The organism is Streptosporangium sp. LJ11 (assembly GCF_051918945.1).
Taxonomy (GTDB): Bacteria; Actinomycetota; Actinomycetes; order Streptosporangiales; family Streptosporangiaceae; genus Streptosporangium.
Genome location: NZ_JBPXMB010000046.1, coordinates 39,058 through 49,920, shown reverse-complemented (window position 1 = coordinate 49,920; position 10,863 = coordinate 39,058). Strand labels below are relative to the sequence as shown.

Sequence of the window (10,863 nt, the reverse complement as noted above, 5' to 3'; positions counted from 1 at the left end):
GGACCCGCAGGACCTGAAGGACCGGCAGGACCGGCAGGCGCCGACGGCGCACCCGGACCTGAAGGACCCGCAGGACCCGCAGGCGCCGACGGCGCACCCGGACCCGAGGGACCCGCAGGACCTGAAGGACCCGAGGGGCCCGAAGGACCCGCAGGACCTGAAGGACCCGAGGGGCCCGAAGGACCCGAGGGGCCCGAAGGACCCGCAGGACCTGAAGGACCGGCAGGACCGGCAGGCGCCGACGGCGCACCCGGACCCGAGGGACCCGCAGGACCTGAAGGACCGGCAGGACCGGCAGGCGCCGACGGCGCACCCGGACCCGAGGGACCCGCAGGACCTGAAGGACCCGCAGGACCGGCAGGACCGGCAGGACCGGCAGGACCCATAGGACCTCAAGGCCCGGTCGGACCGCAGGGTCCCATCGGACCGCAAGGCCCTAGTGGGGGGACGACAGCCGGTACCCAGGTCGTCAGTTACCCGGTCGTCTCCGCCCACATTGTCAGGGCGCCGATTGTCAGGGCGCCGATTGTTGTCAGCGCCCCGTTCACCTGGGCTACTCCTCCGGGTATCTGCACGGCGGTGAGGGCCTGCTGAGGTTTTCCAGGGGCCTCGTGGAAACAGGTCGATTGACGCGCCCCGGCCCGGCGGTTTACTCCGAAGGTCCATAGGACCGGGAAAGTAAAACTCGGGAACGGCCGTGCGGGGCAGGTGGCCGTCAACTGAAATACGGAGAGGTGCGGGGCATTACGCCCCGCACCTCTTCGCCTGTCCCAGGCTCTCTGTCCGAGGCTCTCTGTCCGAAATCTTCTAATACGGATTTCACGACCACGCGAGCCGCCTCTCGCGTTCACCGGCCCGCGAAACGGTGAAACCGAGCAGCCGGACGCGCGCCTCCCCATCCATACCTCCGTCCATATCTCTGCCCCCAACCTCCGTCCACGCCGGTCACGCAACATGACCCCTGGACAACAGAAAGTTTTCCTACATGATTAGTTGGATACCGGTTCCGGCTACGAGTTCAGGAGTTCACCGTGGCGCTCATCCAGCCTGACCCCACCTTCTACCCGTCGGCCCGCGAGGCCATGGCTGCCCCGAAGGAGGAGCTCGCCTACGTCGCGTTGCTCGCCACGACCGGTGACGACCGGCCCGACGGGCTCGCCACGATCGACCTGTCGAACGGGTCGATCGCCGACGTGCACGACATGTCCGTCCCCGGCGACGAGCTCCACCACTTCGGCTGGAACGTGTGCAGCGCGGCACTGTGCCCGTACGCGCCACATCCACACGTGGAGCGGCGCTACCTGGTCCTTCCCGGTCTGAGGTCCAGCAGGATCTACATTTTCGACGTCAAGGACGATCCCTGGTCCCCCAAGCTCGTCAAGACGATCGAGCCAGAGACGATCTTCGAGAAGACCGGGTACAGCCGCCCGCACACCGTCCACTGCGGCACCGACGCCATCTACGTCAGCGCGCTCGGCAACGTGGACGGCGACGCGCCCGGCGGTGTGTTCACGCTCGACCACGACACCTTCGAACCCAAGGGCCGCTGGGAGGCCGACCGGGGTTCGCAGCGGCTGCACTACGACTTCTGGTGGCACCTCGGACACGACACGATGATCACCAGCGAGTGGGGAACGCCCAACCAGATCGAGCCGGGGCCCTCGCTGGAGCTTCTGGTCGGCCGGCAGTACGGTCACAAACTGCACGTCTGGGACCTGGCCAAGCGCAGGCACCTCCAGGAGATCGACCTGGGCGACCAGCACCAGATGGCCCTGGAGCTCCGGCCCGCCCACGACCCGACCAAGACCTACGGCTTCGTCAACAGCGTGATCAACGTCGAGGACCTGTCGGCCAACATCTTCACCTGGTACCTGGAGAACGGCGTCTGGAAGGCCCGTAAGACGATCACGATCCCGGCCGAGCCCGCCGACCCCGACCTGCTGCCCGAGCCGCTCAAGCAGTTCGGCGCGGTACCGCCGCTGGTCAGCGACATCTCGCTGACCCTCGACGACCGGATCCTGCTCGTCTCCGCCTGGGGCACCGGCGAGCTCAAGGCGTACGACGTCTCCGACCCGTTCGCGCCGCGCGAGACCGGCTCGGTCCGGATCGGCGGGATCGCCGGACGCGGCGGTCACCCGGCCGCTCCGGGCCGGACGCTGAACGGGGGGCCGCAGATGGTCGAGGCCAGCAGGGACGGACGGCGCGTCTATTTCACCAACTCGCTCTACCGCTCCTGGGACGACGTCTTCTACCCCGACGGCATCTCGGGCTGGATGGCGAAGGTGGACGTCGCCGACGACGGTTCGATCGCCCTCGATCCGGGTTTCTTCGTCGACTTCGCCTCCGACGGCCGGCGCGCGCACCAGGTCCGCCTGCAGGGCGGCGACTCCTCCTCCGACTCCTACTGCTTCCCGTGACCCCGGCCGAGGGCCCACCGGCCACCGCCACCTTCCCACTCTTCCCAAGGTGTGCCCGATGGATCTGATGCCCCTGCTCATCCTGGCCGGGCTCGGTGCCTTCCACGGCCTGAACCCGGCCATGGGCTGGCTCTTCGCGGTCGCGCTCGGACTGCAGGAGCGCTCGCGCGACGGGGTGCTGCGCGCGCTGCCGCCCATCGTGCTCGGCCACGCGGGCTCGGTGCTGGTCACGCTCGGGCTGGTGTCGGTGGCCCGGCTGGCCGCCCCGCCCAAAGCGGTCTCGTACGGCGTGGCGGCCGTGGTGTGCGGGTTCGGCCTCTGGCGGCTGCTGAGGCGGCGCCATCCCCGCTGGGTCGGCATGAAGGTGACGAAGTGGCAGCTGGCCGGGTGGTCGTTCCTGATGGCCACCGCCCACGGAGCCGGGCTGATGGTGCTCCCGGTCACCCTGCACGGCGGGCACGGCGGGCACGGCGGACATGGGAGCCACGGTGGCCACGACGCCGCCGCGCTGGCCTCGCAGAGCCTGCTGGCGACCGGGGTGCACACGATGGCCATGCTGGTGACGACCACCGTGCTGGCCCTGGTCGTCTACGAGCGGCTGGGCGTGGCGGTGCTCCGCAAGGCGTGGTTCAACCTCGATCTCGCCTGGGCCGTCGCCCTCATCGGGGCGGGCGCCTTCGCCGCGCTCACCTGATGCCGCCCGTCGGGCGAACCGGACGCCGCGCGAACCGGGTGAACCGCCCGGTGGCGGCGTACGTCTCAGGAGCATGCGCCGACTGTTACCCGCACTGCTGGCCGTCGCCGCCCTTTCGGCGTGTGCCATGACCGAGTCCAGCGCGATCACCGCGAAGGGGGTGAAGCGGGAGGTCCCGAAGGACCCCCCGGTCGCGGAGACCGTACGCGGTCTGACCTCCTTCGGGCACGCCCTGTTCGCCGCGACCGCGAAACCCGGGGCCAACACCGTCCTGTCGCCTCTGAGCATCGGTTACGCCTTCGGCCTGGCGAGGGCGGGGGCCACCGGAGCCACCGCCACCGAACTCGACGCGGTCTTCGGCTTCCCCTCCGAGGGGCCGCACACCTCTCTCAACACGCTCACCCGGCAGATCGTCACGACCGACGACCCGCCTCCCCGCACCGAGCCGGACGCGGAACGGGACGCCCAGGAGCGCACCCCCGAGCCGCCGACCGTGGGCATCGCCAACGAGTTGTTCACCCAGGAGGGACTGAGCGTCAAGCCCGAGTTCCTCCGTACGCTCGCGGCGCAGTACGGCACGGGCGTGCGCCAGGTGGACTTCGCCGGGAACGCCACCGAGGTCATCGACGCCTGGGCCGAGGAACGGACGGCCGGGCGGATCAGGAAGGTGTTCGACAACCTGCCCGCGAGGACCAAACTGGTCATCGCCAACGCCGTCTACCTCAAGGCCGACTGGACGACGCCGTTCACCGACCCGCCGGAGGAGGGCGCCACCTTCACCCGCGCCGACGGTACGACGACACGCACGGCCCTGATGCGCCACGACGGTTTCCTCCCCTACGCGGCGGGGTCCGGCTGGCAGGCCGTGGAGCTGCACTACGCCGGAGACGAGCTGGCCATGTGGGTCCTCGTACCGCGAGCGGGCGGCTCCCCCGCCGACCTGCTCTCCCCCGCCGTGATGGCGGAGGTGGCCACCGGGCTCGCGGAGCGGCCGGTGCGGCTCGCCATGCCCCGATGGGACTTCTCCACGAGCCTGGACCTGGCCGAACCGCTCGCGAAGCTGGGGCTGCGGGGGAACGACTACTCGGGGATCACCGACGGGGCCCGTCTCGACCAGGCGATCCATCGCGCCAACATCGCCGTGGACGAGTGGGGTACCGAGGCCGCCGCCGTCACCGGCCTCGCGTTCACCGTGTCGGGCCCGCCCCCGCCGGAGGCCGAGGTCCGCGCCGACCACCCGTTCGCCTTCGCGATCGTCCACCGGCCGACGCTGACCCCGCTGTTCATCGGCCAGGTCGGCGACCCGTCCACGAGGAACTGAGCCGGGCCGCCCGGCGAGAGGTGACCGCGAAGGCCCGGCCGCCCGGCGAAGGCCGCGAAGACCCCGGTCCCGGCGGGCTCAGCCGGAGAGGGTGAGCAGGCCGTTGTCCACCACGGCCCGGCCGAAGGTGCGCGCGAGCTCGGCCAGGCGGGCCAGCTCGTCGTCGGAGAGCGCGGCGTACGCGGGCAGCGCCAGCTCGTCGGTGCGGTCCTCGATCCGCTGCCTGAGCGCCGCGCCCTCCTCGGTGAGCCCGTCACCGGACAGCAGGCCGCGCCCGCGCAGCCTCTCCTCGGCCGCGGTCCACTCCTCCTCGGGCCAGTCGCGGCTGAACTTGAGGAACACCGTGGGGACGTGCCCGGTCGCGGCGTGCAGGACCAGCGCGTCCAGCGGGCCGACGCCCTCGGTGAGCAGCGTCGCGACGTGCCCGTCACCCCGGAACTCGCGAAGCAGCGTCTGGGCGTGCCAGAGCCGCAGGAGCGGCTCCGAGGGCCAGGGCAGCGCGGCGTGCGCGGCGAACAGCGGGCGCCCCTGGGGGTGCTCGCAGGCCCTCTCCGCGGCGCGGACGGCCAGTTCCGTCGTCTCGGCGAGGGTGTCGATCTCGTGGATACCGGCCCGGCGCAGGGCTGCTCCGGCGGCTTCGAGACGGGCCGCGAGCAGCTTCTCCGGCGTCGTGACCTGCCACGCGGCGGGAAGCGCGCGCCGTACGAGGGCGGGGTGGAAGTTGTAGAAGGTCGCGATGACCAGCTCGGCGGAGGCCGTGCCGAAGGCCGCGGCGCGGGAGGCGAAGTAGCCCGCCCGGCTGTCGAGGCCGAGCGCGGCGTAGCGCTCGGTGGCCTCGGGCACGAAGTAGATCATTCCGTGGACGGGCTCCAGGCGGCGCCAGGATTGACGGGCCAGCTGGACGTCGGTCATCACGCCTCCGGGGAGTCAACGGAACGGCCGGCGGCCGGGGTCTCCGGTCTCGCGCCGGGCGAAGCCGATGTTCCCTTCGAACCGACCAGTTGGTATCTGAAAACCTATTCCTACCCGCCAGTAGCAGTCAACGACGACACCTGGTCGCGGTGACGGGACGGATGTTCGTCACGGGGCGCGAGCCGGAGCGCACGGGGGTGACCCGGCGGAGGCGAGGTCCGGAGGTTGCGGCTGACACGGTGTCAGCCCCTATACCTGGAAGCACCATGTTCAGTATCGGAGAGTTCTCCCAGCTCGGCCAGGTGTCGGTGCGCATGTTGCGCCACTACGACGCGATCGGCCTGCTCAGGCCCGCCCATGTCGACCCGGCCAGCGGACACCGCTTCTACCGGGCCGACCAGTTGTCGCGACTCAACCGCGTCATCGCCCTGAAGGACCTCGGTCTCACCCTGCGCCAGATCGGTTCGATCCTGGACGAGCGGGTCGACGCCGCGGAGCTGTACGGGATGCTGCGGCTGCGTCGTGCCGAGCTGGAGGAACGGATCGCGGCGGACACGGCCCGGCTCGTCCGGGTGGAGGTACGGCTCACGACGATCACCAAGGAAGGCCACATGCACCCCGAAGAGGTTCTTCTCAAGTCGATCCCCTCGACGCGCGTGGCGGAGCTCACCGCCGTCGCGGCCAGCTACGACGGCGAGGACATCGGCCCCGTCATCCAGCCGCTCTTCGCCGACCTGTGCCGGCGCGTCGACGCCGCCGGGGTGAAGATCACCGGATACGGCATCGCCCGCTACGAGGCCGAGGCCGACGGCCGGGTGACCGTGCGCGCCGGGCTGGAGGTCGCCGCGGAGACGAGCGACGGGTACGACTTCGCGGTCGTGGACCTGCCGAAGGTCGAGCAGGCCGCCACGATCATCCACCGCGGTCCGATGGAGCAGGTGGGACCGACGTTCCAGACGCTGGCCCACTGGATCGACGAGCACGGCTACCGCGGTGTCGGGCTGGCCAGGGAGGTCTCCATCGACTGTCCCGAGGGCGACCACGACAACTGGGTGACCGAACTGCAGATGACGGTCACGCGGGTGTGACGACCAGGCGGGCGAAGACGCCACGGGCCGCGTCCGCACGAACGCGCTCGCCGCGGTGACCACGAACGACGAACGCGGGGGCGGTCACCACCCGCGGACGACGTCACGCGTCCGTGGTGACCAGGTCGCCGAGGCGGCGGACGTTCTGCTGGAGCCTGCGCCTGAGCATGCGTTCGAGCATGGGAGCGCGCAGGCGCAGCAGGCCGGGGAGCTTGAGCCGGAACCACACGGTCACCCGGCACCGGTCGTCGCTCAGGGGCACGACCGACCTGCCGCCCCCGACGTCTATCCCCGACGTCCCCTGCCAGAGGAACTCCCTGCCGGGCACCACCGAGGTCACCAGGCCGCTGATGTAGAAGCCGCGTCCGGCGAAACGCATGGCCTCGTCGGTGGTGGTGCCCGGGACGACGAGACCCGGCGGGTCGGGCGCCATCGTGGTCACACCCGCACGCCACCGGGGATCCTGACCGAAGTCGGCGACGATCCGCCATATCTCGGCCGCGGGACGGTCTATGTCGATCGACGCCCTCACCTCGATCACCGGCCGTACACGATCCCTGTCAGCCGCTCGAACCTCGCCCGCGGGCGGGCCTGGACGGCGGGCGCCCGGGCGGTCTCCGGACCGGGACCGGTGCCGGCGCCGATGGCGGGCACGCCCCGCCGCGACCGGCCGGGAACGTCGGCCTCGGTCCAGCGATCACCGGCCATCGACCTGCTCTTTTCTATCAAGCGAAATTAGTCGACAAACCATATCCAATCCATATTTGTCACGAATGTTAACTAAAAGGGGTTTTCGTGGTCGGCCCGGCGGCCGTGCCCGCACCCGGCGTACCGGCCGTGCGCGGTGACCCGCGATCACGGCCGGCCAGAGCCGGCGGGCCGGGATCACGCCTGGTCGGAGCCGGTGGCGTCGGGAACACGAATGGTGATGCCGCCGGGCACGACCTTGGCCTTGAGTTCGGTGACGGTGCCCTTGGCGCCGCCGTCCAGTTCGTAGGTCATGGGGGTGGCGAACGTGGCGCTCACCTTGCGCGCCCGGGACATCCGGACGAACGGCGACTCGTCGGACCGTCCCACGCTCATCCGGCCGAGCACGCGGGCCCACTGGATCGGCCCCTCGGCGGTGGTCACGCCGATCTCCAGCCACCCGTCGTCGGGACGCGCGTCGTCGAACGCCTCGATGCCACCGGTGATGGTGCCGACGTTGCCCAGCAGCAGGCAGCTCGCCTCACCCTCGAACCACGTCACACCGTCGATCTTGACCTCCATCTGCACGAGCTCCCCCCGGACGTGGCGCAGCCCCGTCCAGACGTACGCCACGCGCCCCAGGCGGTCCTTCAGCCCCCGGTCGGCGTCCTCGATCATCGCCGCGTCGAATCCGACCCCGGCCATGACGGCGAAGTGCTCCCCGTTGACCTTGCCGAGGTCCAGCTTCCGGCTCTCGCCGTGGAAGGCGATGTGCACAGCCTTGGGCAGATCCTCGGGAATGCCTAGATTCTGCGCGAAGAGGTTCGCCGTCCCCGCGGGAAGGATGCCGACCGTGACACCGGAGCCCGCGAGCGTGTCCACGCAGCGCTGCACCATGCCGTCGCCACCCCACACCAGAACCAGGTCCGCCCCTTCCTCCAGCGCCTTCTTCGCCTTCTTCGGCGCCTTCTTGCTCTTGGGCACCTCGTACCAGAGCAGCTTGCCGACCCCCTCGTCGGCGAGGAGCCTGCGCAGCTCGTCCAGCCCTCCGCCGAACGTCTTCTTCTGGTGGGCGATCACCGCGACCGTGCCGACCTTCTGCTTCCGGGGCAGCATCTGACCTCCTGTAACACCGCGTCGGATACGTCGAACAGCACCGCGTCGGATACCTCGACGGCTGCCCTCACCCCGGAGCGGCAAACGTCGCACCCCCGCTCCGGGAACGGGGGTCCGCACCGCGCGCGCCCAGCTCGCGCCCCGTTTCCTCCGTTTACCGAGCGCTCTCCCAGTTCGGCCAATCGGTGAGGAACAGATCCCAGGAGTCACTATCGTCACAACTATGGAGCAACTGGCGTTCGCCTCGACCACCCTGGTCAACTTCAAGGACGGGACCTACCGCTGGGTGGATGTGAAGCACTTCCGCCTCGCCACCCCGCAGGACGACGAACCGCTGCTCACCGAGCTGCTCTCCCACCAGCTGTACCGGGACGACTACCTGGGATCCGACTCGTGGAAGGACGGCGGGCCGGTGCACGGCCCCTACCGCCTCGACGCGCTCTCCGCCGCCTCGTTCGAGGAGGTCGACCAGGAGTCCGCCTGCGCCACGATCCGCACCTGGGCAGGCAGGTACGCCGACCTCCCCGAGACGATCGCCCACGACCTGGAGGCCGAGGTCTACCCGCTGATCCGCGCGGCCACCTCCCGCTACCGCCTCCGCGACCTCGACGAGGCGGCCCGCGACGACGACCTGGGATGGATTCTCGGCGAGTTCCACGAACTCGTCCTGATCGACCGGGACGAGGACTCCCTGACCGTCATCGTCGCCTCCGACGACTGACCCGACCCCCGGGCGGTGGATCCTGCCCACCGCTCCGCCCTGTACCGGCAGGATCACCGTCCGGCCGGATCGCTCCAGACGGATGAGATGCCTGTCGGCGGTTCTGTCACCCGTGAGATACGGGACACGGCCGACGTACTGGATTCACGATCCAGGAGATCGCAGGGTTCCGAAGCCGCCCAACCGGCGAGACCAAGCCCCTGAGCGAAGCGAAGCGGGGGGCGTGGGGGCGAAGCCCCCACACCGGGGGGCCCGGGGGGTCGCCCCCCCGTGTGAACGACGAAGGGGCCCGCGGGAAGCAGGCTATGCCTGCGAACAGCGGACCCCAGTCACCGAAGTGGAGCTATGGGGATTCGAACCCCAGACCTCCTCCATGCCATGGAGGCGCGCTACCAGCTGCGCCATAGCCCCTTGCGATGCAGATGAAATCCTAACCGACTCGGGACAGTCCTCGCGCCTTCATTCCGGTCACGAGCGCGACGGCGGCGGAGCCCACGGCGCTCGCGGTGATGACGCCGAAGGAGATCACGTACGCGTCGCGGGAGGGGACGGAGGTCCCGGCGATGGTGACGGAGGTGAGGAGGGCCGAGGTCGCGGCCCCGGAGACGCTGCCGCCGATGGAGCGGACCAGGGAGTTGATGCCGCTGGCGATGCCGCTCTGGTCCATGGGCACGTGCTGCACGGCGAGCGCCCCCAGCGCGGCGTAGCCGATGCCGAATCCCAGTCCCTGCACGGCGTTGGAGCCGATCAGATGGAGCACCGAGTCGTTGAAGACGGTGAACCAGCCGAATCCGGCCGCGCACAGGCCCGCGCCGAGGGCGAGGGAGTAGGCGGGGCCGAGCCGGGTGGAGAGGCGGCCCGCCATGAAGGAGGCGAGCAGCATGGTCACGGTGCTGGGCAGGGCGTAGATGCCGACGTCGAGGACCGACCCGCCGAAGCCGTACCCGGCGGACGGAGGCGTCTGGATGAAGCTGGAGATCAGGGTGAAGGAGCCGAACATGGCGAAGCCCAGGAGCATCGAGGCCAGGTTGGCCGGCAGGGACCGGCGGCCGACGAGCAGGTGCAGCCGGATCATCGGCGCCCGGAGCCGCATCTGGCTGAAGACCCACGCGGCGCAGAACAGGATCGCGCCCGCGAACAGCCCGACGACGGTTCCCGAGCCCCAGCCCCAGTCGTTGCCCTTGGAGATCGCCAGCAGCAGGCAGACGAGCCAGACCGACAGCAGCGCCGCGCCGACGAGGTCGGGGCGGCCGCCGGCGCCGACCCCGCCGTCGTGGGCGCTGAGCGCGATGAGGACGACCGCGGACGCCGCGAGTCCCGCGGTGATCCAGAAGACCGGGTGGTGGCTGGGGGTGCGGTCGGCGATCAGGCCGGTGACGATCATGCCGAGGCTGCCGCCGACGCCCATGGTGGCGCTGACCACCCCGATGGCCGTCATCACCCTGGCGGGCGGGAAACCGTCCTTGATCATGCCGATGGCCAGCGGGATCAGCGCGGCCGACGCCCCCTGCAGAGCTCGCCCGGCGATCAGCACGGGGAGGGTGTCGGACAGCGCGCAGACCACCGAGCCCAGGACGAGCAGGCCGACGGTGAACAGGATCATCCGCTTCTTGCCGTACATGTCGCCGAGGCGCGACAGCAGTGGCGTGGCCACCGCGGCGGCGAGCAGCGAGGCGGTGAAGACCCAGGTGACCTCGGCCACCGACGCGCCGAAGGTGACCATCAGCCGGGGCAGCAGCGGGATGACCACGGTCTGCTGGACGGACACGACCATCCCGGCCATGGAGAGCGCCACCAGGGTCAGCCAGAGGCTCCTGCCCTGCCGCGTGGCGCCCGGTTCGGCGAGGGTCGTTCCCGTCACTGCCCGCTCCTCCGCTGTCGACTTCCGCCCTCGCATGGTAGAGGGT

The 10,863-nt window shown here is 70.4% G+C and carries 10 protein-coding genes, 1 tRNA gene and 1 pseudogene; 6 read left to right on the top strand and 6 right to left on the bottom strand.

The window, feature by feature from the left end; genetic code table 11:
* The 4 genes and pseudogenes from ACTOQ3_RS41050 to ACTOQ3_RS41035 all read left to right on the top strand — a co-directional run.
* Positions 1–388 (top strand): annotated as a pseudogene (locus tag ACTOQ3_RS41050) (hypothetical protein); the annotation flags it as partial.
* A 643-nt stretch (positions 389–1,031) separates the two neighbouring features.
* Positions 1,032–2,417, top strand: coding sequence for a selenium-binding protein SBP56-related protein (locus tag ACTOQ3_RS41045; protein WP_440089288.1), 1,386 nt, complete (start codon positions 1,032–1,034; stop codon positions 2,415–2,417).
* 58 nt (positions 2,418–2,475) lie between these two features.
* Entirely contained in the window at positions 2,476–3,111 is a 636-nt protein-coding gene (locus ACTOQ3_RS41040) for a hypothetical protein (RefSeq protein ID WP_440089286.1), read from the top strand.
* Positions 3,112–3,184: 73 nt separating this feature from the next.
* A complete protein-coding gene (locus tag ACTOQ3_RS41035; RefSeq protein WP_440089284.1) occupies positions 3,185–4,432 on the top strand; it encodes a serpin family protein in 1,248 nt (415 codons plus the stop codon).
* 78 nt (positions 4,433–4,510) lie between these two features.
* On the opposite strand, the gene ACTOQ3_RS41030 is transcribed toward ACTOQ3_RS41035, so the two are convergent.
* Complete coding sequence (locus ACTOQ3_RS41030) at positions 4,511–5,344, bottom strand: SCO6745 family protein (protein ID WP_440089283.1); 834 nt, start codon at positions 5,342–5,344, stop codon at positions 4,511–4,513.
* A gap of 266 nt (positions 5,345–5,610) precedes the next feature.
* Here ACTOQ3_RS41030 and ACTOQ3_RS41025 point away from each other — a divergent pair, with 266 nt between their 5' ends.
* Positions 5,611–6,432, top strand: coding sequence for a MerR family transcriptional regulator (locus ACTOQ3_RS41025; RefSeq protein ID WP_440089282.1), 822 nt, complete (start codon positions 5,611–5,613; stop codon positions 6,430–6,432).
* 103 nt (positions 6,433–6,535) lie between these two features.
* Here ACTOQ3_RS41025 and ACTOQ3_RS41020 read toward each other — a convergent pair whose 3' ends face one another.
* The 3 genes from ACTOQ3_RS41020 to ACTOQ3_RS41010 all read right to left on the bottom strand — a co-directional run bounded on the left by ACTOQ3_RS41020 (position 6,536) and on the right by ACTOQ3_RS41010 (position 8,235).
* Entirely contained in the window at positions 6,536–6,973 is a 438-nt protein-coding gene (locus ACTOQ3_RS41020; protein WP_440089280.1) for an SRPBCC family protein, read from the bottom strand.
* Positions 6,970–7,140, bottom strand: a complete 171-nt coding sequence (locus tag ACTOQ3_RS41015; protein WP_440089279.1) for a hypothetical protein — start codon at positions 7,138–7,140, stop codon at positions 6,970–6,972. Before ACTOQ3_RS41015 ends, ACTOQ3_RS41020 begins: the two co-directional genes overlap by 4 nt.
* Before the next feature lie 177 nt (positions 7,141–7,317).
* Complete coding sequence (locus ACTOQ3_RS41010) at positions 7,318–8,235, bottom strand: diacylglycerol/lipid kinase family protein (RefSeq protein WP_440089277.1); 918 nt, start codon at positions 8,233–8,235, stop codon at positions 7,318–7,320.
* 223 nt (positions 8,236–8,458) lie between these two features.
* On the opposite strand from ACTOQ3_RS41010, the gene ACTOQ3_RS41005 reads away from it, so the two are divergent.
* Positions 8,459–8,956 carry a hypothetical protein gene (locus tag ACTOQ3_RS41005; RefSeq protein WP_440089276.1) on the top strand — a complete coding sequence of 166 codons (498 nt, stop codon included), beginning with the start codon at positions 8,459–8,461 and terminating at the stop codon, positions 8,954–8,956.
* A 338-nt stretch (positions 8,957–9,294) separates the two neighbouring features.
* Here ACTOQ3_RS41005 and ACTOQ3_RS41000 read toward each other — a convergent pair.
* Together ACTOQ3_RS41000 and ACTOQ3_RS40995 are read right to left on the bottom strand one after the other, a co-directional pair.
* Positions 9,295–9,367: transfer RNA gene (locus tag ACTOQ3_RS41000), tRNA-Ala, on the bottom strand.
* A 19-nt stretch (positions 9,368–9,386) separates the two neighbouring features.
* A complete protein-coding gene (locus tag ACTOQ3_RS40995) occupies positions 9,387–10,817 on the bottom strand; it encodes an MFS transporter (RefSeq protein WP_440089274.1) in 1,431 nt (476 codons plus the stop codon).
* Positions 10,818–10,863: the final 46 nt, after the last annotated feature.